20 protein-coding genes are annotated in these 20,848 nt (G+C 42.0%); 15 read left to right on the forward strand and 5 right to left on the reverse strand.

From position 1 onward, the window contains the following. The first annotated feature begins 464 nt into the window (after positions 1-464). The 4 genes from RMY16_RS05300 to psb35 all read left to right on the forward strand — a co-directional run bounded on the left by RMY16_RS05300 (position 465) and on the right by psb35 (position 3,617). Complete coding sequence (locus tag RMY16_RS05300) at positions 465-1,619, forward strand: KamA family radical SAM protein (protein WP_322664057.1); 1,155 nt, start codon at positions 465-467, stop codon at positions 1,617-1,619. A 120-nt stretch (positions 1,620-1,739) separates the two neighbouring features. Beyond that, positions 1,740-2,126, forward strand: coding sequence for an SET domain-containing protein (locus RMY16_RS05305; protein ID WP_322735470.1), 387 nt, complete (start codon positions 1,740-1,742; stop codon positions 2,124-2,126). 90 nt (positions 2,127-2,216) lie between these two features. Then, positions 2,217-3,206, forward strand: a complete 990-nt coding sequence (locus RMY16_RS05310) for a D-alanine--D-alanine ligase (RefSeq protein WP_322735471.1) — start codon at positions 2,217-2,219, stop codon at positions 3,204-3,206. A 183-nt stretch (positions 3,207-3,389) separates the two neighbouring features. Beyond that, the gene (psb35, locus tag RMY16_RS05315) at positions 3,390-3,617 is read left to right on the forward strand and encodes a photosystem II assembly protein Psb35 (protein ID WP_322735472.1); all 228 of its coding nucleotides are present in this window, start codon (positions 3,390-3,392) and stop codon (positions 3,615-3,617) included. A gap of 208 nt (positions 3,618-3,825) precedes the next feature. On the opposite strand, the gene RMY16_RS05320 is transcribed toward psb35, so the two are convergent. The 3 genes from RMY16_RS05320 to RMY16_RS05330 form a co-directional block, all read right to left on the reverse strand. Beyond that, a complete protein-coding gene (locus tag RMY16_RS05320; RefSeq protein WP_322735473.1) occupies positions 3,826-4,344 on the reverse strand; it encodes a GNAT family protein in 519 nt (172 codons plus the stop codon). A 68-nt stretch (positions 4,345-4,412) separates the two neighbouring features. After that, a complete protein-coding gene (locus tag RMY16_RS05325; protein ID WP_069074674.1) occupies positions 4,413-4,853 on the reverse strand; it encodes a Crp/Fnr family transcriptional regulator in 441 nt (146 codons plus the stop codon). A gap of 117 nt (positions 4,854-4,970) precedes the next feature. Then, positions 4,971-5,132 (reverse strand): hypothetical protein, encoded by a 162-nt coding sequence (locus RMY16_RS05330; protein WP_322735474.1) that lies wholly within the window; start codon positions 5,130-5,132, stop codon positions 4,971-4,973. A gap of 490 nt (positions 5,133-5,622) precedes the next feature. On the opposite strand from RMY16_RS05330, the gene RMY16_RS05335 reads away from it, so the two are divergent. Together RMY16_RS05335 and RMY16_RS05340 are read left to right on the forward strand one after the other, a co-directional pair. After that, the gene (locus tag RMY16_RS05335) at positions 5,623-6,297 is read left to right on the forward strand and encodes a cadmium resistance transporter (protein WP_322735475.1); all 675 of its coding nucleotides are present in this window, start codon (positions 5,623-5,625) and stop codon (positions 6,295-6,297) included. Positions 6,298-6,507: 210 nt separating this feature from the next. Next, on the forward strand, positions 6,508-7,134 hold the full coding sequence (locus RMY16_RS05340) for a pentapeptide repeat-containing protein (RefSeq protein ID WP_322735476.1): 627 nt from the start codon (positions 6,508-6,510) through the stop codon (positions 7,132-7,134). 307 nt (positions 7,135-7,441) lie between these two features. Here the strand turns inward: RMY16_RS05340 and RMY16_RS05345 are convergent, their stop codons facing one another. Continuing rightward, a complete protein-coding gene (locus RMY16_RS05345) occupies positions 7,442-9,127 on the reverse strand; it encodes a SulP family inorganic anion transporter (RefSeq protein WP_322735477.1) in 1,686 nt (561 codons plus the stop codon). Positions 9,128-9,516: 389 nt separating this feature from the next. Between RMY16_RS05345 and RMY16_RS05350 the strand changes: the two genes are divergently transcribed. The 8 genes from RMY16_RS05350 (at position 9,517) to RMY16_RS05385 (ending at position 17,742) form a co-directional block, all read left to right on the forward strand. Then, positions 9,517-9,750, forward strand: a complete 234-nt coding sequence (locus RMY16_RS05350) for a hypothetical protein (RefSeq protein WP_322735478.1) — start codon at positions 9,517-9,519, stop codon at positions 9,748-9,750. 6 nt (positions 9,751-9,756) lie between these two features. Beyond that, a complete protein-coding gene (locus tag RMY16_RS05355) occupies positions 9,757-10,155 on the forward strand; it encodes a type II toxin-antitoxin system VapC family toxin (RefSeq protein WP_322735479.1) in 399 nt (132 codons plus the stop codon). A 215-nt stretch (positions 10,156-10,370) separates the two neighbouring features. Further along, positions 10,371-11,225 carry a hypothetical protein gene (locus RMY16_RS05360; protein ID WP_322735480.1) on the forward strand — a complete coding sequence of 285 codons (855 nt, stop codon included), beginning with the start codon at positions 10,371-10,373 and terminating at the stop codon, positions 11,223-11,225. Further along, positions 11,209-12,945, forward strand: coding sequence for a DnaJ domain-containing protein (locus tag RMY16_RS05365; protein WP_322735481.1), 1,737 nt, complete (start codon positions 11,209-11,211; stop codon positions 12,943-12,945). The genes RMY16_RS05360 and RMY16_RS05365 overlap by 17 nt, the downstream gene beginning before the upstream one ends. Positions 12,946-13,002: 57 nt before the next feature. Beyond that, entirely contained in the window at positions 13,003-13,617 is a 615-nt protein-coding gene (locus tag RMY16_RS05370) for a Uma2 family endonuclease (protein ID WP_322735482.1), read from the forward strand. A gap of 663 nt (positions 13,618-14,280) precedes the next feature. Further along, the gene (locus RMY16_RS05375) at positions 14,281-15,732 is read left to right on the forward strand and encodes a glycoside hydrolase 100 family protein (protein WP_322735496.1); all 1,452 of its coding nucleotides are present in this window, start codon (positions 14,281-14,283) and stop codon (positions 15,730-15,732) included. Between the two features lie 93 nt (positions 15,733-15,825). Beyond that, a complete protein-coding gene (locus RMY16_RS05380) occupies positions 15,826-17,262 on the forward strand; it encodes a 16S rRNA (cytosine(967)-C(5))-methyltransferase (protein ID WP_322735483.1) in 1,437 nt (478 codons plus the stop codon). 57 nt (positions 17,263-17,319) lie between these two features. Continuing rightward, positions 17,320-17,742 carry a TerB family tellurite resistance protein gene (locus RMY16_RS05385; protein ID WP_289797368.1) on the forward strand — a complete coding sequence of 141 codons (423 nt, stop codon included), beginning with the start codon at positions 17,320-17,322 and terminating at the stop codon, positions 17,740-17,742. A gap of 324 nt (positions 17,743-18,066) precedes the next feature. Here RMY16_RS05385 and RMY16_RS05390 read toward each other — a convergent pair whose 3' ends face one another. Continuing rightward, positions 18,067-19,527, reverse strand: a complete 1,461-nt coding sequence (locus RMY16_RS05390; RefSeq protein ID WP_322735484.1) for a cobyrinate a,c-diamide synthase — start codon at positions 19,525-19,527, stop codon at positions 18,067-18,069. A 235-nt stretch (positions 19,528-19,762) separates the two neighbouring features. On the opposite strand from RMY16_RS05390, the gene RMY16_RS05395 reads away from it, so the two are divergent. Continuing rightward, entirely contained in the window at positions 19,763-20,398 is a 636-nt protein-coding gene (locus RMY16_RS05395) for a glutathione S-transferase (RefSeq protein ID WP_322735485.1), read from the forward strand. Positions 20,399-20,848: the final 450 nt, after the last annotated feature.

A 20,848-nucleotide genomic window follows, 5' to 3' on the forward strand; every position in this document is an offset into this window, starting at 1 on the left:
TTTCTATGTATTGGAATTTCTGGAGGATTTTCTGACATTACTCAAATTCACACAATACTTTGAGCAGATGCAGCGGGCGATCGCGCCCCAAAAATTCTTACATAATTAAATATTACATATATCTATGTATTAATACGTAATAAAACCCGGAAATTCTGACCGACTCAAGATAACAAAGACACTCTAAGAGCGATCGCTATCATGACAGCATAAGTGTATTATGTATAGAAAAACACTTATTTTTAGCCTTGGAGTAAATTTTTTTATTTTAACTAAAAATCTAAGTAAACATACTAATACACTGTGACAGAAATTTGCTTACCTTTAACAAGGGAATTGAGTAGGGGCAATTCATGAATTACCCTTATTTGTCTGCTTGCTTAATTGAGATGGTAGCTGGATTTGCGCCGCACTCTATTAGGCTGTGATTTGTTTATTATTCCCAGCTTAATTTAGGTCTAATTATGATCAAAAACACTACTCTAGATCCTCTAGTAACTGATATTCGGTGTGAAGAAATTTGTCAGATTTTGGGAGAGACTTACAACCAGGAACGCTGGAACGATTGGCGCTGGCAAATGCGGCATCGGTTGACTAAGCTCGAACACTTTCAGAAGTTATTAAGGCTTAGTGCTACCGAAGAACAGGGACTTTTAATTGCACCAGAGAAGTTTGCTGTAGCCGTAACTCCATACTTTGCATCGCTACTCGATCCAGAAGATCCCCTTTGTCCACTACGGTTACAAGTGATACCACGGCAAGAAGAACTAATAGTTAGTCCAGCAGACATGGTAGATCCATGCGGTGAGGATGGTGACACTCCAGTACCAGGACTCGTACACCGCTATCCTGACCGAGTTTTGCTACTTGCCCTAGATAGTTGTGCCGCTTATTGTCGTTACTGCACCCGCTCTCGTTTGGTGAGCCAAGGTGAGATGTACCCAGTAACGCGACGGTTGGATGCGATCGCCGCTTATCTGGAGGAACACACCGAGATCCGTGATGTGCTAATTTCCGGTGGCGATCCTCTATTGATGGCTGATGAACCTTTAGACAATTTGCTTAGGCGGCTGCGTGCCATTAAGCATATTGAATTTATCCGCATTGGTTCTCGTGTGCCGAGTTTTTTACCGCAGCGAATTACACCAGAATTGGTTGCCTTGCTTCGTAAACATCGTGTGTGGCTATCTTTGCACTTTAGCCATGTGCAAGAACTTACCCCAGAAGTCGCACAAGCTTGCGATCGCCTCGCTGATGGCGGCATTCCTCTAGGCAGTCAAACCGTGCTGTTAAAAGGTGTGAATGATTCTGAAAAAGCCCTAAAGAATCTGTTTCACGGTCTTCTCAAGCTGCGTGTACGACCTTATTATCTTTATCAATGCGACCCAGTTGTTGGCACTGCACATCTGCGAACGAGTGTGCAAACTGGGCTTGATTTAATTTCTAAATTACGTGGTCATACTACTGGTTACGCCGTACCAACCTATGTAATTGATGCCCCTGGCGGTGGTGGCAAAGTCCCAATTCAAGCTGAGACTCTAGTTGCTTATGAGAATGGTACAGCTACAGTGCAAAATTGGGCAGGCCAGACGTATACCTATGTAGATCCAGTGGAGTAGGGTTAACACTATACATTTGTACGCGAGTTGATCGCCATCATCAAAAAGGGCCAGTTGGAATAGGTTCTGTTGAATTCTTGGCAAACCAAAAAACTAAGTAATCGCAGGAGATTAGTTGGAATGTTGATTGTTGGTAATACAAACCTAAAAGGTCGAGGTGTCTTCGCACAGAAGCATTTTTTGAAAGGAGAACTCATTGAGAGAGCGCCAGTCGTTGTTATACCCGCAGAACAGGTTGAATTCCTAGATAAAACGATTTTGGGCAACTATTACTACGATTGGGAAGATAAAGCTGCGGCGATCGCTCTAGGTTTATCTTCCTTAATCAATCATTCCTACCATCCCAATACTTATTATGTGAAAAAATTCGCTGACCGAGAGTTGGATCTCATTGCCTATCGAGATATAGAAGCGGGAGAAGAAATTACTGCCAACTACAACGGTTCTCCTGATGATAAATCTCCTATATGGTTTGATGTTGTTGATGAGATATTTTCACTTAATTAAGGATTTAATAATCGGAATTCCTTAATTAAGATATTTGATTTGTACGTTAAAGCTAACAGAGAAAGCTTTCTCACTGGGAATTATAGGGCTATGGGGTTATTTATTGGTCTGTGTTATGACCTGAAGGCGGACTATCTTAAGGCTGGTTTCAGTGCCTCTGAGGTGATGGAGTTCGACGATGAAGAAACCATCATCGGGCTGGAAACTGCACTATTGCAGTTAGGTCATCAGATTGAACGTGTTGGTAATGGTAGAGAACTTGCTCTGCGTTTGGTAAAAGGCGATCGCTGGGATCTGGTTTTCAATATTGCTGAGGGTTTAAAGGGTCGCTCTCGTGAAGCTCAAGTTCCGGCAATCTGCGAATTATTCGCTCAACCTTACACCTTTTCCGATCCGCTTACCTGCGCCCTGACGTTAGATAAGGCACTAACTAAGAGAGTAGTGCGCGATCGCGGTTTGCCGACAGCTCCCTTTGAGGTTGTGAATACTACCGCAGAAGCAGCGGCTGTGTCGTTGCCAATGCCACTTTTCCTTAAGCCTATGGCGGAAGGCAGTTCTAAAGGGGTAACTGGGCGTTCTCTTGTCAAAGAACGCGAGGAGCTAGTAAATGCTTATCAAGCGTTACACGAACTTTTTCAGCAACCAATACTCGTAGAAACCTTTCTTCCTGGTAGAGAAGTAACAGTAGGCATTATTGGCAACGGTAGCAACTCACAGATAGTAGGTGTGATGGAAGTAATTTTTACAGGGCAAGCGGAAGCTTTTGCCTACACCACCCTCAACAAAGATGAGTATCTGGAACGGGTATCTTATCATTTGCTCATAGATCCCGAACCACTGGCAGCACAAGCAAGGCAACTGGCGCTGGATGCTTACCATACTCTTGGCTGCCGTGATGCTGCGCGCGTGGATCTACGCTGCGATCCTAGCGGTGTGTTGCAGTTTATGGAGGTTAACCCATTGCCAGGGCTACATCATATCCGCTCAGACTTGCCACTTATGGGACGTTTGGGTGGTGTGACATACACAGAAATCATTGCTCAAATAGTCGAGTCTGCATGGCAGAGATATAAATGCTGAAGAAGAGGCAGTGCGGCAGGCTAACAGGTGCAACAAACTTACACTTGTCAGCGACTTCCCCCTCCCCTCTGCCCTTTTTTATGCAATATGAAGTTGTTCAAACTAAACTACAGAGGGATGTTAGGTGATACGCTCATCTTATAGGGTGTTCAATAGTGTTACCTAACTGTGGAGAATATACTCATGAATTTATTATTTATGCAAACAGCAGCACCAGCTATAGATGCTGCCCCTCATTTTCCTGTTGCTTTTACCTTGGTGTATGTCGTTGGTTTTATTGCTGCTGTCACCATTGGGTCAATAGCTTGGTACAATTCGAAACGCCCCGCAGGTTGGGAAAGCAAAGAACGTCCTGATTTTGTGCCTAAAATTGATAAAGAAGAAACTCCTGGTCTGGGTGAACCTAAGTAATAAGCAGTGATCAGTGCTGAGTTTAATAATCAAACTTACAGCAGTTTTCATTTATTTTGAACCACATCTTGCGTTCTCCAAAATCTTTGTATAGACGTAGCAGTGCTACGTCTATATATTCTTTTTCACTCATATTGCTAATGAAAACTGCTGTAAAAAGTATTAGAAAAATTTTCATTATGGAAACCTACGCTTCAGAAGAAGAACCTCAAAAGGTCAAGCGGTAAATTAATTCATCAGAAGCTTTGCCTCTAACAAACTCTGCATTGCGATTGATTTTGTGTAAGTGGAACCCAAGCCTCTCGACCACTTTACGGGAGGCAAGATTGTACTCATTCACCGATGCGTGTAGTGTGGATAAGTTAAAGCGTTGTTGGGTTTCGGCAATGGCTAGAGAACTGTAGACGTGGGCATATCCTCGGTTCTGGAAACCAACGAATGTCATAAAGCCGATTTCCGCATATTGATCGTCGAAAATACCTATCTCGACTACACCAACATATTGGTTTTGGGGAGTTACAGCAACCCATTTCAGCCAGATCATAGTTTCGTTATCTGGTGATTTTTCTAGGGTGGCGGACTTAAATTTTTGCTTAACCTCCATGAGAGTCGGGATTTGCTCCTCAAGGTATTCGTACAGATGTGGGTTGCTTATATGAAAGTACAGAAGTTCGGCGTGCTGTTCCGTAACCTTTTTTAGGCGCAAGATTACCGCGTCTGTTGCCATAATTTTTCTGATTCTCTTTTATTAATTTCGTTAGATTTACTCTCGACTGCTCAAGATTGACTTGATTATTAACTCCGCAAAGAAGTTACATTCATATCGTCGTTTAATCTGCGAATCAGACGGGATAACTCACGAATGATATTCACCGCAATTTCGGGAGTTTCTTCGATCGCATCATATAGTTGCTCTTGCGTCAGTTCTAAAAATTCACAAGGTTCTAGAGTCGTGGCAGTGGCAGATCGAGGTTGAGTATCGAATACTGCCATCTCACCAAAGTATTTTCCCTGTTCCACCTCTGCCAACTGTTTATTACCAATGTGAACTTTAACTCGACCGGAGACGACAATATAGAGCGATCGCCCTTCTTCTCCCTGTCGAAAGATGGTGTAATTAGCTGGGAATGACAATTCGTTCATTACTGAAGTGAGCCGCACAATAAAATCATCCCGCAATTCCTTAAAAATCGGGACTCGCCGGACAAATAATAAACGGTCAACACTAGTTAGCATAATTACAAGTTAAAAGTCCAACATTACTGAACGTCTCAAAACTGAAGTCAGAGGGCGATTAGTCATATTACCGATGTTGAATGCTAGCCGTCAAGGATATCCGAGCCTTTACCATCCTCAGTACTGAGTGCTGAGTGCTGAGTCCTGAGTAAGAAAAAGAGTACGGGCTAAACGCCCCGCTTCCGCTAACAGCACTTTTGCACTCGGTAAATGCCCCGCCCCTTGTGGGCGGTCTTTTAACTCAGCACTCAGCACTTTCAACTCAGCACTCTTCATCATCTGACAAGGGTTCTCTTCAATAAGAGCGATGCCTACGGCGGTAAACTACGCATAGAAGTTTCTCAAACAATAGCTCAGTATTCAATATTACTCGCTTTGTGCATTTTGAACTCAGAATTTGGTTTAGAGAAAAGGTTAAAGGTTTTTTCTTTCCCTTTTCCCCTCATCAGTGTCAATAGGTACAAAGCCCAAAACATCGAGTAAAATTGTCAATCACTTTTATTTATCATTTTAAAAAACAAGAGTATTTGCTCTTATTTGGCTGAAAGCCATAATATTAACTTCATGAGCTCCCAAGGTACCTTGCTGAGAAAAAAATCACCAATTTAATTGGAGGCGATGCCTCTAAAAATTGGGTAATTGGCTGATAAATAACGAATATCGATCGGTTGTCGTTAGAAAAACAGTCACAAAATCTCCTAAGCTGCCCTCACATCGAGAAGCAGAAAGGACTAATACAAACAGCATTGCATTACTGTGAGCAACAATTATGGCTTGGCTAATTAGTACATTATTGATTGGAATCTCTGTCGCTTTTGCAACTACCTTTGACGACAACTTATATTTGACAGCTTTCTTCGGGAAAGTCAATCGTCACTTTCGTCCTAAACATATTGTTATCGGTGAATTTCTGGGATTTACTACCTTAGTATGCGCCAGTCTCCCTGGTTTCTTCGGCGGTCTGATTATTCCCAGCACCTGGATTGGTTTGCTGGGTTTGCTTCCCATCGCCATTGGTATCAGTAATTTTATCAGTCGAGAAGAGCAAGGAGAGACAGTACAAGCAGTGTCAGTTGACTTCACCTCTCCCGTAAAATCTGGACGCCAAAAGAAATCACTATTGGCAACCATCCGCGATCCTCAAACTTACCGTGTTTCTGCTGTTACCATTGCCAATGGAGGAAACAACATTGGAATTTATGTACCGTTGTTTGCCAGTAGCAATCTTCCAAGTTTGGGCGTAATTGTCTGTGTTTGCTATTTCACTGTTGGGGTGTGGTGCTTACTCTCTTACAACCTGACTCGTAATCCTCTCATGGCTCCTGTTTTAACTCGCTACGGTCGGAAAATCTTCCCCTTTGTCTTAATTTACTTGGGACTGTCTATCTTGATTAAAAGTGAAACATATCGACTTTTACCTAGTCTGGCAATGCTTGGGAACTAGGCATGAGGCGATCGCAATTCCTGATGTTAGCCAAAAAATCAGCGATCGTTTCCCGCCCCAAAAAATTTATTAATCACTTGAATTTATCAATATGAATAACAATAATATTTGCTCTTATCGATTCTGTTATCTAAAGTGAGAATAAAGCACATTATCGATGGCTCTTATAAAAGCAAGCCCACCAATAGGAATCAGATTATGAAGGAACTAATGAATCAATCAAACTCTAAAAAATTAACTCAGTGGCTCGTAACAGCAGTATTTCTGGTAGTTGTAGCGGGATTTACTCTACTTATCCAGCCCAGTGCTAGAGCACAAACACTAACACCATCCATACCTACTGAATCTGAACTAGCTCCAGTTGAATTACCAATGGAGCCTGTGACAGCACCAGTCATATCTCCGGTTGTATCCCCAATAGTGTCTGTAGCAGATAACGTTAGACATTTATTACAAACCAATGAATGTGTCGGCTGTAACCTGGCTGGAGCAATGTTAAAGGATACAAACCTGCAAGCAGCAAACTTGGAAGGTGCTAACTTACAAAATGCAGACTTAGAAAGAGCTAACTTGCAGCAAACAAACTTACAAGGGGCTAACTTTCAAGGGGCAGATTTAGGCAAGGTAAACCTTTGGGGAGCCAACCTGATGGGAGCAAACCTTTTTGATGCAGACCTAGAGAAAGCCAACCTCTTGGGAGCCAATCTGCAAACCGCTAACCTACAGAACGCAGACTTTGAGAAGACAAATCTGACAAATGCAAACATCCAGGGAGCTAACCTGATGGGCGTTGATTTAGAAGATGCAATCAGACCAGAAGGATTCGCTATTCGGTAATTAAACTGAAGTTCTCCGTACAAATTTCCTAAAAAACCTTAAAAGCCTGATTCAATAATGAATACAGGCTTTATTTTAATATTTATAAGGTCGCCGCGATCGCTTCCTTTGCCACGGTTTTAATGATATAAAGCGTGTTTTTTGGGAGGTAGAAGAACCCCACCCCTTAATCCCCTCCCCGCTTGCGGGGAGGGGAGACGAAGCGCAGCTTTGGCGAGGTGGGGTTCTTCGGGTTTAATAAGTAATCAAGCGGACATAATATTAGTTCTGAATTCGACAATTCTGACTCCTGAATTCTGCTGTATTATCAGTCAATTAATTCCATCGATTCTTTTGTTTTCAAATCAGCTGCTACAGGTTGAGAACATGCAATCTGCGGAGAGATAGAGCAAATCGCCTCTGTGGTTGTTTCAAAACAATTTGATAACCCAATTATTTTTAACAATCCTGTACGTTCTAGTAGTTGTTGGACTTCAGGTTGTAAACCTGTGAGAATTAAGCGGCAATTGTGCCGTTCTAAGTCGTGATAAATATCCTCTAAGGCTACTAACCCAGTTGTGTCCATATTTGGCACAAACCGCAACCGGAGAATTAAATATTTCACTTCCGGTTCATCGCGGAGGAAGGTAGCAAATCGTTCAGCAGCACCAAAAAATACGGGGCCATCTACCCGATAAACGGCAATTTCCTTACCTAATTCCAAAGGAGTACCGGGGGGAAATACTTCGGTTTCAGGTATTTTAGCTAGGCTCAATTCGCTCATGCGTTTGATGAACAAGGCTCCGGCTGCAATCAATCCCACTTCGACAGCGAGAACTAAGTCAAACAAGATTGTCACTAGCCAAGTGAGAATCATCACCGCAAAGTCGGAGTAGGTAGCACGCATCAATAAACCAATGGCTTCCCACTCAACCATCCGCACACTAACTACCATCAGAATCCCAGCAAGTGCTGCTAAAGGAATCTGCGCTGCTAGGGGTGCTAAAGTTAAAACAATAATGGCTAAAGCAACGCCGTGAATTACCCCAGACAGTCGGGTTTTGCCGCCAGAACGGACATTAACAGCAGTCCGAGCGATCGCACCAGTGGCAGGAATACCACCAAAAAATGGCACAATCATATTAGCCAAACCTTGACCAATTAATTCGCGATCGCTATTATGTTTCTCGCTGACTGTCATACCATCAGCCACCACAGCAGATAGCAACGATTCAATACTCCCCAGTGCAGCTAAAGCCAAAGCCGGGTTAATTAGTTCTCGAATCAAGCCAAAATCATTCCAGTGGGGAATACCTTGAGGCATCGGTAAAGATTGGGGAATCGTGCCTATTGTTGGTACATTCAGATGGAAAGCAGAAGCGATCGCAGTTGCTAACACCAGTCCCACTAAAGAACCTGGTATTGTCGTATTGATTCTCGGCCATAAAAGATTAGTTGCAATCACCACAACAGCTAAGGCAACTGCTGCCCAATTTAGAGCTTCTACATGAGTTAGACTTTGCCAAAGTCCGGGCAAAAAATGTTCGCTACGTGGTAATTTTAAACCAAAGAAATTATTTAACTGACCACAAAAAATAATCACGGCAATACCATTAGTAAAACCTGCCGTTACTGGATAAGGAATAAACTTTACTAACTGTCCAAGTTTGGCAACCCCCAAGGCAATCTGGATAATCCCAGCCATCACCCCAGCAATCCAAACTTTCTCAAGGCCGTACTTGGCGACAATTCCCACCAAAACCACAGCCATTGCACCTGTTGGCCCTGTAATCTGTACTGACGAACCACCAAAAATTGCGGCGACAATTCCCGCCACAATCGCGGTGTAAAGTCCCGCCTTTGGTTCTACACCACTGGCCACTGCAAAGGCTAAAGCTAAAGGCAATGCCACCACTGCTGCTGTTAGCCCTCCCGTCAAATCGCCACGCAGTCCACCAAACAAGCTACCCAGCCGCAAAAGCTGTGGTTCTTTGAGGATATTAGATGTTGCCATATCGTCATTTTCAACTCTTATACACAATTTGCTGAAGCACACACAAATGTTATTCCATCTTTTCAGTAGATTTCATCAGGGTTGTTGATAATTCCCTGATTGTGTATGGGTTTTGGTTCAAGTTAGCCTATTTGCTAATTAATAAAAGCGCAGGCTTGCTTGACATAATCGATAGAGTGTGTATGTATGGTGTGCGATCGCTACAGAGTTCCTTAGCAGGACTACTGCTGGTTGGTTTGATAGCTTTGCGTGTTTTGGTGAACATGGAGAAGTAACGCACAGCAGCAGCTAGCGTCAATGCAGTCCAAAAATTTGATGTTTTTAAGCAAATAAGCCTATTTTTAGTATTAACTTTATAATTTATATGAGTACAAATTTGGTAAATACTAATGTTGCAATCGATTGAAGGAGTGTATAAAAACGGTAATATACAACTTTCAGAATTACCATCTGATGTGTCAGAAAGCCGTGTTATTGTAACTTTTTTAGAATCAGAAAAATCTCCAATCCAAAAGCAGATAATGCGGTTTGGTATGTTTTCTGGGAATAAACAATCAACAGAAAACGATTTTAAAATTACTGAATTTCATGGAGATACCGAAGACGGCTTAGACTGGTCATAGGTAATTATGAAGTACGTGATTGATACTCATGCTCTGATCTGGTTTATTGAAGGAAATTCGCGATTAGGTGCGAATGCCAATGCTATTGTTTCTAATCCTGATTCCCAGTTAGTTATACCAGCTACAACATTAGCTGAAGCTGTTTGGATTGTTGAGAGAGGAAGAACATCTATTCCTTCTGCTAAGAATTTACTTTCAGTAGTTGAAGCCGATCCGCGTGTGGTAATTTATCCACTTGACAAAGATGTAATTAAAATAACTATGAGCTTATCTGCTATTAATGAAATGCACGATAGGCAAATTACTGCGACTGCACTAGTTTTAGCAAGTAAAGGTAATGAAGTACAACTATTAACCTGTGATTCAAATATAACTGCATCAGGATTAGTTTCGATTATTTGGTAATGAGCGTGTAAAATCGTTATATTTTTAAACGCAAAGGGACGCAGACTAACCCAGAGCTTTGCTTAAGTTATTTTGCTACGAATTAATGAAATATTGTACTGAGACTTTTCTGAGGTAGCATTAAAAGGAAAAGTCAAGGCTTAAGTAATTTTTACGAGGACGCAATAGTATTAATTAGTATACTCTCTGGGTAATCAGGCTACTCAGATAAACTTATGGGACTTTCCGACCAAAATCAATCATCACAGGATGCGCTACGAAAGTTACGCGAAGGAGTAAGCCACTCCAGAGTAGCCCAAGAAATTGCTCAACGAGACTATGCAAAAGCTCAAGCCGAAGCTGATAAATGGGAACAAGAATATCAACTTGCTTTGAAAGGAAATAATCAGGATTTAATTAGTCAAGCAAAATTCCAAAGGGAACGATATCAAGCAATTGCTGGTAGGCTAAAAACCTTGGTAAAGGAGCAACAACTACAAGTAGATGCAATTCAAAGTAGTTTGGCATCTTGGGAGAAAAAGGTTTCAGAAGCAGAGAAAGAAGTATTATGCAGCAAGCCTCAAATAAATGGTACTATTAGCGATTTTGAGCCTAAAAAAAATAAATTTTTAGAGATAGAACCTTATACACAAGAGGTTTCACATCTATTCATCAATTCTGAAGATGTTGATGAGGAATTACAGCGACTTAAGAAAGAAATGTTGCTGCCACATAAACCTCAAAATATTGCTATAGATAAAAAAGATAGTAAAGTAATTTTATTAGAAGCTATTGGTGAAACAAAAGAAGCAATACAAAGTGCTATCTTGAATCAAGAATGCATTCAAGAGATTTATGAAAAAGCTCAAGAAGAAGCTAAATATTGGAAGGATAAAGCTTGTATAGCTCTTAAAAATCATGATGATAATCTAGCCCTTGAAGCCATACTCAGTAAAATAGTTCACAGTAAAATTGTGCTTACTCTTCAAACTCAGCTTCAGCAGCACGAAGCAACAGTAATTCTACTTGGAAAAAACCTGATTGCCCTAGAAAATTTCAAGAAAACATTAGGCAATGACACAGAATTCTAAAACAGGCGCAGCATTCATTGCAAGCGGAACCCTAGCAGGTGCTGGTGTTTCCGCAACAGTAGGCGGGATGGGATTAGCAGGCGGATTTGGCGCTGTTGGAATTGGTGCAACTCCTGTAGTGGCTGCTGGTGCTGTGGCTGGTGCAGCTGCTTATGGCGCTTTTAAAGCCATAGCACAAGGAGATGCTGTTGCGATCGCTACAATGGGAATTGGTGCAGTGGGCGGTGCTGGTGTTTATAGCGTCGTCGGTGGTATGGGTTTAGTCGCACTGAAAGTAGGACTAGCATTTGGTATTGGTGCAGTACCAATGGCAGGAATTGGTGCAGTAGTGGGACTCGCCGCCTATGGTATTGCCAAACTGTTAGATGAATCGGGAATTAGCGAAACTCCAGCACAGCTTTTTGAGCGGATGGAAGAGAAAGTTTTGCAGATGGGCTACTATTCTGAAGCAGTGATGGAATTAGAAGCATTTTTATCTGGTGACGATCTCAACCAAAAATTTGCTGGTTTGGAAATGGAAGACGAGTTACAAGCACTTAAGGCTGAATTCAAGAAAAAATCAGAATTTGTTACGCCTAAAGCTCCTACTCCCAATATTGAACCAGAAAAAATATCTCCGACAACCCAGCTACCTGAAACTTGGAGATGTGTACGTACACTCAAGAGTCACTTAGCGGCAGTTAATGCGATCGCAATCAGTCCTGATGGTACTACCTTAATCAGTGGCAGTGATGACAGACAAGTTAATTTGTGGAACTTGAAAACCGGAAAATGGCTTTATACATTCTCTGGACAAGCAGAAGCAGTTTTATCTGTTGCTATCAGCCCTGATGGACAGCAGATTGCAAGTGGTAGTGTCGATTGCAAAATCAGCAGTTGGCAGATAGACACAAAAAAATTTCTCCAGACATTCTTTTATTTAAACTCAGCCTATAGTCATAATGGCTTTGTTAACTCGGTAGCATATAGTCCTGATGGGGCAATTATTGTTAGTGGTAGCGCTGATAAAACGATTAGAATTTGGGGACGCTACACGGGAACAGTAAAACGCACATTGAATGGACACTCAGACGCAGTTTTATCTGTCACCATCAGTCCCGATGGTAAAATCCTTGCCAGTGGTAGCGCCGATAAAACTATTAGGCTTTGGGATGTCAAAACTTGGGAACAACGCTATATTCTCACTAAACATTTGGGTGCTGTGAATACAGTTGTTATTAGTCATAACAGTCAAACTCTTATTAGTGGTAGCACAGACACCACAATTAAACTGTGGAATCTCCAAACTGGAGAATTACTTTCCACTTTGACTGGACACTCAACGGCGGTTTTGTCTGTTGCCATCAGCCCCGATGGAAAAACCCTGGCCAGTGCCAGCCGAGACGGTACAATCAAACTTTGGAAGCTCCACACTGGGGAATTACTACAAAATCTTTCTGGGTGTCATCCCGTTGCTTTTAGCCCTGATGGTAAAACGCTGGTAAGTGGCGCTAATGGCGGAAGCATCAAGATTTGGAGTCAATTTACTCTTGATGGATTATCGGGGGAATGGTGGGAAGTCTTGGGCGTAAATCAGAGCGATCGCCCCAATGTTGTTAAACTTGCCTACCGTCGATTAGCAAGATTGTATCATCCTGATGTTAATAGTTCTACAATTGCAAAAGCCTCAATGCAAGCAATTAATCGAGCTTATAAAGAATTCCAGCAGCAGGTAATATGAGATTAGCAGTTTATCGATGCTAGTCAAAATATGAATAATATCTGAGGAAATAGTGTTATGTTTCAAGATTTAGTAGAAGCGATAAATTTTGAAGAATTTGTCGAATGGAAACCGGAGAACGGGAGATATGAATTACATAAAGGAGCAATAGTTGAAATGCAGCCGACAGGGGAACATGAGTTAGTCAGAGCATTTCTAATTAGAGAACTCAATTTTGAGATTCGGAGGTTTAATCTAGCTTATTCAATTCCTGCTCAAGCATTAATCAAATCTGTTGATAAAAAATCTGGTTATATTCCAGATGTGCTGGTATTAAATATCTCTAACTTAATTAATGAACCACTTTGGAAAAAATCATCAGTTACTCAAGCCGCATCAATTCCATTGGTAGTAGAAGTTGTGAGTACAAATTGGCGAGATGATTATTTTCTCAAATTCGCGGAATATGAAGAAATTGGGATTCCAGAATATTGGATTGTTGACTATGCTGCTCTTGGTGGAAAACGGTTTATTGGCAATCCCAAGCAACCGACAATATCAGTTTATACATTAGTGGAAAGCGAATACCAAGTAACTCAGTTTTGTGGTAATGAGCAAATTCAATCACCAACTTTAATAGAGCTAAATCTAACTGCTGAACAAGTGTTTAAGGCTGCTTCAAGAGAACAGTAATGAACATTGCTTTGCTAAATACTGAGTACTTCTGTACTGAGTATATTCTCTGCACTTATGGGCGGTATTTCGACTTAGCACTCTTGATTATTTTTGACGCGCTTCCATAAACATCCCGTATCATGTGTCAGCAGAGTAAGATATTTAACCCTTGAGAAGTATTGACATATTAAAAAATTTGAAAATTAATCTTGCATATTTTGAAAAAACATTATAAATTATTAGATAATAGGGGAATAACCTGACTTCTTAGTGTCAAAAACTAATACTGCTCAAGTAAATACACTGCAACCAGTTTGAACTTCACACAAAGCCTAAACAGCGCTGAAGATATGTTTTTGTTTGGTAAAGCAAAGATTTTGGACAGACAAGGGAACAATAAATAATCTAAAAATATATCTTATGTAACTGTTTTTAGGAGTCATGTTACTAATTGCGGTGGAGAGCAACAATTAGAATTCACCAAAATAGTAATAGATTACAAGCAATTAACTAACAATAAATTTGCTAACATTTAGGCAAATTTATTGTTGGTTGATTATTTTGTTGACAAATTATTTTTGCTATTCAAAGAATCGTTTTTGTTATGCTGATGAATAGCAAAAGTAATAAATGAAGACACATCTACCACAAATTCACAATCCTTATGGAGTTATTTTGGCAATGTACCTAAACGAATTGGAAACTACTGAGAATTTAAAAGAAGTGGAAGAAGCATGGCTAGCGCTAGAAAAATCAATTCTCTATTATCAAGGTCGCCCTGTTGGGACAGTAGCCGCTTATGATGCTTCTGTAGAAGCGCTCAATTACGATCAGTGCTTTATCCGAGATTTTGTCTCTTCAGCTCTAATTTTTCTGATCAAAGGTAGAAGCGATATTGTTCGTAATTTCTTAGAAGAAACCTTAAAGTTACAACCTAAAGAAAAGGCATTAGATGCCTATAAGCCAGGACGAGGATTAATACCAGCTAGCTTTAAAGTAGTATCAGATAATGGACAAGAATATTTAGAAGCAGACTTTGGTGAACATGCGATCGCTAGAGTTACGCCTGTAGATTCTTGCTTATGGTGGATTATTTTATTGCGCGCTTATGTAGTCTCCACAAAAGATTTTTCTCTCGCCTATCAACCTGAATTCCAAAATGGTATCAGGTTAATCATGGAAATCTGCTTGGCGAATCGTTTTGATATGTACCCAACGCTATTAGTTCCAGATGGCGCTTGTATGATTGACCGTCGTATGGGCATTTATGGGCATCCTTTAGAATTGCAAGTCCTCTTTTACACGGCATTACGTGCATCTCGTGAACTGCTAATTTGTCAAGGTAATTCCGATATTGTTGAAGCCATTGATAACCGTTTACCTCTTTTATGCGCTCATATTCGCCAGCATTATTGGATAGATATTAATCGTCTAAATGCAATTTATCGCTTCAAAAGTGAAGAATATGGCAAGGCTGCTGTTAATCTATTCAACATATATGTAGATTCCGTTCCTTATTATGAATTGGACAAGTGGCTACCAAAAAAAGGTGGTTATCTAGCAGGTAATGTTGGCCCGTCGCAGCTAGATACTCGCTTCTTTTCACTTGGAAATTTAATGGCAATCATTTCCGACTTAGCCACCGAAGAACAGTCACAAGCGATTATGACTCTCATTGAAGAACGCTGGGATGATTTGGTGGGAGATATGCCAATGAAAATTTGTTTCCCAGCTTTGGAACATGAAGAATACAGAATTGTAACCGGATGTGACCCCAAAAATATACCTTGGTCGTATCATAATGCTGGTAGTTGGCCAGTTTTAATGTGGATGTTGGCGGGGGCGGCTGTAAAAACTAATAGAACAAATCTTGCACAAAAGGCGATTGAAGTTGCCCAAGGACGCCTCAGTACAGATGAATGGCCAGAGTATTACGATGGGAAAAAAGGGCGACTGATTGGGAAACAAGCTAGGAAATATCAAACTTGGACAATCACTGGGTTCTTATTAGCAAAAGAACTGATGGCAAACCACACATATTTACCATTAATCAGCTTTGGAAAATTACCACCAGAACAGGTTTCTAGAGCGTGTGAGTTTGAAATTGCCAGTGTAGACCCCTATATGTCTTGATAGGTGAATTAGGAGTAGGACGCGATTAATCGCGTCTGTACAGGAGTTGGGAGTTAGAATACAAAAGCCTCCTGACTCCTGAATCGTGTTTTCATGACCAACCCCCGTCAATTAGCTTTTATCGCCCTGCGAGATGTTCATAAGGGGGCTTATGCTGATGTTGCCCTAGATAGAGTATTGCAAAAAGTTAATTTGCCTGATAACGATCGCCGCTTAGTGACAGAATTGGTCTATGGGAGCGTCAGAAGGCAGCGCACCCTCGATACTCTCATCGATCAATTCGCCAAAAAGAAATCTCATCAACAACCACAAGACCTTCGCACTATCTTACATCTGGGCTTCTACCAACTGCGTTATCAAGAGCGCATTCCCGCCTCGGCTGCTGTTAATACCACAGTCCAACTCGCTAAAGAAAACGGTTTTGCTGGACTCACGGGTTTTGTTAACGGTCTATTACGCCAGTATTTAAGACAAGCAGAGGGGCATACTTCGACTACGCTCAGTAACCGGGGGGGCAGAGGGGCACAGGAGAAAGATTCTTTGTTACTTCCCCAGTCCCCAGTTACCTATTTTGATCCGTTAGAACTTCCAGAAAACCCTGTGGAACGCTTGGGCATTTTACACAGTTTTCCTGACTGGATTATTCAAGTTTGGTTAGAACAACTGGGTTTGACTGAGACAGAACAATTGTGTGAATGGATGAACCAATCACCAACCATTGACTTACGCATCAACCCACTTCGCACTTCCATTGAGGAAGTTGAGGCGGCTTTACAATCTGCTGGTGTTTTGGTGAGACGGATTCCTCATTTACCCCAAGCTTTACGATTTATTAGTAATACTGGCTCAATTCAAAAACTACCGGGTTTCAAAGAAGGTTGGTGGACTGTACAAGATGCTAGCGCTCAATTAGTAGGTCATTTGCTCGACCCCCAACCAGGTGAGGTAGTTATTGATGCCTGTGCTGCACCAGGGGGGAAAACAACCCACATCGCTGAATTAATGGCAGATAAAGGGAAAATTTGGGCTTGCGATCGCACTCCTTCTCGTCTTCGCAAACTCCAAGAAAATTCTCAACGGCTAAATTTACAATCTATTCAAATTTATACTGGCGACAGTCGCCACCTTGCCCAATTTAAAAACACCGCAGACCGTGTATTACTTGATGCTCCATGTTCTGGTTTGGGAACTATGCACCGTCATGCTGATGCACGTTGGCGACAGACACCAGAATCTGTCCGAGAACTTTCGGTACTGCAACGAGAATTGTTGACACATACATCAACTTTTGTCAAACCTAGTGGTGTATTAGTTTATGCCACCTGTACATTGCATCCGGCAGAAAATGAAGAAGTAATTTCGGCATTTTTAACTGAGTCACCTGATTGGCAAATTGAGTCTCCCAACGGCGTTGAGCTACCTGATTCTACCGATAGTACACCCGAAGGATGGTTTAAAGTTTGGCCCCATCGAAAGGACATGGATGGTTTTTTTATGGTTCGCTTAAGAAAAACCAATAATTCCGAATGAATACTGTTTGGGATTGTACGATTTGGTGGAGGCCTGAATCTACCAGAGGAGGCAGCAATGGTTTCCCCTTCCAATGTAAAAAACTTAGTTAAAATCCTGATTGGAGCAGCCTGGATCGATGGCAGAATCCAGCCAGAAGAACGGCAATATCTCCGCGAAATAGCTCAAGCTAAAGGTTTAGCTAACGACCCAGAAATTAAGCCTTGGCTGTACGAATTAGTTCCTGTGCAGCCAAAAGAATGCTACGACTGGGTGCGGGAGTATCTAGGCGATCGCCCCAGTCTTGAAGATTGCGAAAATCTGATTGAAGCCATCAGTGGTTTAATTTATAGCGATGGTGAAGTTGCCGTCGAAGAAGCCAGACTCCTGACGCAATTGCAGGATATAGCGAAGCCGAATGAGTCAAATCAACCAGCTCCCACTGCGCTTCTCAAACAAATTCAAAAGCTTTACCGCCGTTGGGTTGAAGTCCAAAACTAACATGGAATTATAAGTTTCTCCAAGAGAAGGCGGTGAATTATCTCATATCATGTCCGTTAAATTATTTATTAAACCTCAAGAATCCCACCCCGCCAAAGCTATGCTTTGTCTCCCTGCCCTTAATCCCCAGAGGGGGCCCCGAGTTCCCTGCTCTTCGGTAGGGGCTGGGGGTGGGGTGCAATGACTGTGGAAATCATAACTAATTATACGGACATGATATCACTGCCTTTTTGTGTTTCTTTGTCCCCATAATCCACGATAAATCAAGACGCGATAAATCGCGTCTCTACATGAGGGTTTTGGGGTTATCTGAACTGTATTGGCTTAAATACACGTTCCTGAAGATGCTACTTTTAAACATTCTTTCAGAAACTGCTGGGGAATTTCTCTACTTTCTCCCCAATGCTGATGAATATAAGAAGCATGAACATTTGCAGGTAAACCCCATCCTTCGCATCCCATATTTTCGTCACAATCGTAGCGAGAAGTTTCAAATAGGGGTTGAGTGGGAGTTAAGGTTAAATGGGAACGATGAAACTCATGTCCGTAAACAGTTGTATTTGCCTTAACTAACAAATTATCTTGCAAAGCTACAGCACGACGATAGCCCAAAGTTAAACGTCCACCCATCACAGCAGATGTTGGTATAACTCCCGCCATCGACCAAGATTTACCTTCAAAATCGATAATTTGCTCGCACAAATACATCAATCCTCCGCATTCAGCAACCGTAGGCATTCCTTTAAGTATTGCCGTTTTTACTGCATCACGAACGCTAGAATTTTCTGCTAGTTGCTGGGCAAAAACTTCCGGGAAACCACCGCCAAAATACATTCCCTGGATATCTTTTGGTATACCAGCATCTTCTAAGGGACTCCAGAAAACCAATTCTGCACCAAGCTGTTGCAACAAATCGAGATTGTCTTGGTAATAAAAATTAAAAGCGCGATCGCGGGCTACTGCAATCCTAACTGGGAATGAGGGAGATAAGGAGGATGAAGCGGAGCCAGAAAGGGGTTCTGATTTTAACAAAGGTAATAAGCGTTGCCAGTCAAAGCAAATATCTCCTAAATCCGCAAGGCGATCGATCAAAGCATTGAGTTCGGGAAGTTCGGCTGTGGGTACTAAACCCAAATGGCGATCGGGAATTGTAATGTTATCTTGACGGCGCATGACGCCGAGAATGGGTAATTGTAAGGGTTCTAAAGAATCTTTGAGCAGAGAGAGATGGCGATCGCTCCCGACGCGATTTAATACTACCCCAGCTATTTTAATTCGGGGATCAAAAGATCGATAGCCGTGAGCGATCGCAGCTACAGAACCAGATAAACGACTGCAATCAATCACCAACACTACAGGTAAGTCTAAAAGCCGTGCGATGTGTGCCGTACTCGCAAAATCAGTAATTTGTCCTTTGTCATTTGTCCTTTGTCCTACCCTGCGGGAAGCCGCTGGCGCATCTATGTCCTTTGCAAATGACAAATGACTAATGACTAATGACGAAATCCCATCAAACAACCCCATCACCCCTTCTACTAGGGCATATTCACTCAGTTGACTATGATGGGCAAAACATTGCTGAACGTAGGCTTCGGAAGTCAATACGGGGTCTAAATTGCGACAAGCACGACCAGTTACGTGTTGATGAAACATCGGATCGATGTAGTCGGGGCCTACCTTAAAAGATTGCACCAAGCGATCGCGACGGCGTAAAGATGCTAATAGGGTGAGTGTGACTGTTGTCTTACCCACCCCACTACGTTCCCCGGCAATGACTAAAGCCATAAATGAAACAAATTAGGTTTTTATGCAGCAACTATTTCGATTCTTGGCTGTGTGTCTATCGTTACTTTTTGCAAAAGCAGATGCACCAGTTTCTCCAACCGACTAACTCAAACTTATACCAATTAGAAACAAGAAAACCAGCCAATTAGGGGAGTTGGGCTGAAAAAGTCTAATAGTATAGTTGGAAATTAGCCCAGAGTCAGATAGCAATAAGCTACCAAAAAAGGAACGTTTTATGATAGTTGTGCATCATCTTAACAACTCGCGATCGCAGCGGGTGCTATGGCTGCTTGAAGAATTAGGTATCGAATACGAGATCAAATTCTATGAACGCGATGCCAAGACGATGATGGCACCGGAGTCACTGCGCCAAGTTCATCCCCTCGGCAAGTCACCAGTAATTACAGATGCAGACTTGGCGATCGCTGAGTCGGGTGCAATTATTGAATACCTAATCGATCGCTACGGTAATGGTCGGTTAGTCCCAGCATCGGGTACGCCAGAGCATCTGCGCTACAAGTATTGGCTGCATTACGCCGAAGGCTCGGCAATGCTACCACTGGTAATGCAGGTGATATTAAACAATTTTGGGGCAGGGGACAGCAGCGTAGTTAGCGGATTTGTCGCGCCCCAGATTAAACTTCACTTTGACTATATAGAAGACGAACTCCGTAAAAATACGTGGTTTGTAGGCAATGAATTTACCGCCGCCGACATCCAAATGAGCTTTCCCCTAGAAATAGTCGCTGCGCTCCCCGAAGAGGTTAAGAACCGCCCAAAGCTCAAAGAATTTGTCGAGCGCATTCATGGACGACCTGCTTACAAACGCGCCCTGGAGCGTGGAGGTAAATACGAGGTATCCTTTCAATAGACTTTTTGCATAAATCGAAACCTCACCCTAAATCCCTCTCTTAAGCAAGGCTACGGTGTACATAAAAGTCTTTTAAAGCTGTCCCACGTGACCTGTAATGCCAATGCATCGACTTGTTATGTTAATACATCGACTTGTTATGTTAATACATCGACCTGTTATGTTAATGCATCGACTTGTTATGTTAATGCATCGACTTGTTATGTTAATACATCGACCTGTTATGCCAATGCATCGACCTGCTATGCCAATGCATCGACCTGTTATGCCAATGCATCGACCTGTAATGCCAATGCATCGACCTGCTATGTTAATGCAATACGGTTCGGTTAAAGGGTAAAGGGGAAAGGGGAAAGGTTTTGAATACATCCTTTCCCCTTTACCCGCAAACCCATTCCCCAGATCATAAGGAAAGTGAAAAATGCTTATCCGAACCGTATTGTATGCCAA

Source organism: Nostoc sp. DedQUE12b (genome assembly GCF_034530835.1).
Taxonomy (GTDB): Bacteria; Cyanobacteriota; Cyanobacteriia; order Cyanobacteriales; family Nostocaceae; genus Nostoc.

Bases quoted from the DNA above. Each gene is read 5' to 3' on its own strand.
- RMY16_RS05350 (WP_322735478.1), top strand. From the start codon at position 9,517: ATGTTGCAATCGATTGAAGGAGTGTATAAAAACGGTAATATACAACTT.
- RMY16_RS05345 (WP_322735477.1), bottom strand. From the start codon at position 9,127: ATGGCAACATCTAATATCCTCAAAGAACCACAGCTTTTGCGGCTGGGT.
- RMY16_RS05320 (WP_322735473.1), bottom strand. From the start codon at position 4,344: ATGGCAACAGACGCGGTAATCTTGCGCCTAAAAAAGGTTACGGAACAG.
- RMY16_RS05355 (WP_322735479.1), top strand. From the start codon at position 9,757: ATGAAGTACGTGATTGATACTCATGCTCTGATCTGGTTTATTGAAGGA.
- RMY16_RS05395 (WP_322735485.1), top strand. From the start codon at position 19,763: ATGATAGTTGTGCATCATCTTAACAACTCGCGATCGCAGCGGGTGCTA.
- RMY16_RS05330 (WP_322735474.1), bottom strand. From the start codon at position 5,132: ATGATGAAGAGTGCTGAGTTGAAAGTGCTGAGTGCTGAGTTAAAAGAC.
- RMY16_RS05310 (WP_322735471.1), top strand. From the start codon at position 2,217: ATGGGGTTATTTATTGGTCTGTGTTATGACCTGAAGGCGGACTATCTT.
- RMY16_RS05365 (WP_322735481.1), top strand. From the start codon at position 11,209: ATGACACAGAATTCTAAAACAGGCGCAGCATTCATTGCAAGCGGAACC.
- RMY16_RS05335 (WP_322735475.1), top strand. From the start codon at position 5,623: ATGGCTTGGCTAATTAGTACATTATTGATTGGAATCTCTGTCGCTTTT.
- RMY16_RS05360 (WP_322735480.1), top strand. From the start codon at position 10,371: ATGGGACTTTCCGACCAAAATCAATCATCACAGGATGCGCTACGAAAG.
- RMY16_RS05380 (WP_322735483.1), top strand. From the start codon at position 15,826: ATGACCAACCCCCGTCAATTAGCTTTTATCGCCCTGCGAGATGTTCAT.
- RMY16_RS05340 (WP_322735476.1), top strand. From the start codon at position 6,508: ATGAATCAATCAAACTCTAAAAAATTAACTCAGTGGCTCGTAACAGCA.
- RMY16_RS05305 (WP_322735470.1), top strand. From the start codon at position 1,740: ATGTTGATTGTTGGTAATACAAACCTAAAAGGTCGAGGTGTCTTCGCA.
- psb35 (WP_322735472.1), top strand. From the start codon at position 3,390: ATGAATTTATTATTTATGCAAACAGCAGCACCAGCTATAGATGCTGCC.
- RMY16_RS05300 (WP_322664057.1), top strand. From the start codon at position 465: ATGATCAAAAACACTACTCTAGATCCTCTAGTAACTGATATTCGGTGT.
- RMY16_RS05390 (WP_322735484.1), bottom strand. From the start codon at position 19,527: ATGGCTTTAGTCATTGCCGGGGAACGTAGTGGGGTGGGTAAGACAACA.
- RMY16_RS05375 (WP_322735496.1), top strand. From the start codon at position 14,281: ATGTACCTAAACGAATTGGAAACTACTGAGAATTTAAAAGAAGTGGAA.
- RMY16_RS05325 (WP_069074674.1), bottom strand. From the start codon at position 4,853: ATGCTAACTAGTGTTGACCGTTTATTATTTGTCCGGCGAGTCCCGATT.
- RMY16_RS05385 (WP_289797368.1), top strand. From the start codon at position 17,320: ATGGTTTCCCCTTCCAATGTAAAAAACTTAGTTAAAATCCTGATTGGA.
- RMY16_RS05370 (WP_322735482.1), top strand. From the start codon at position 13,003: ATGTTTCAAGATTTAGTAGAAGCGATAAATTTTGAAGAATTTGTCGAA.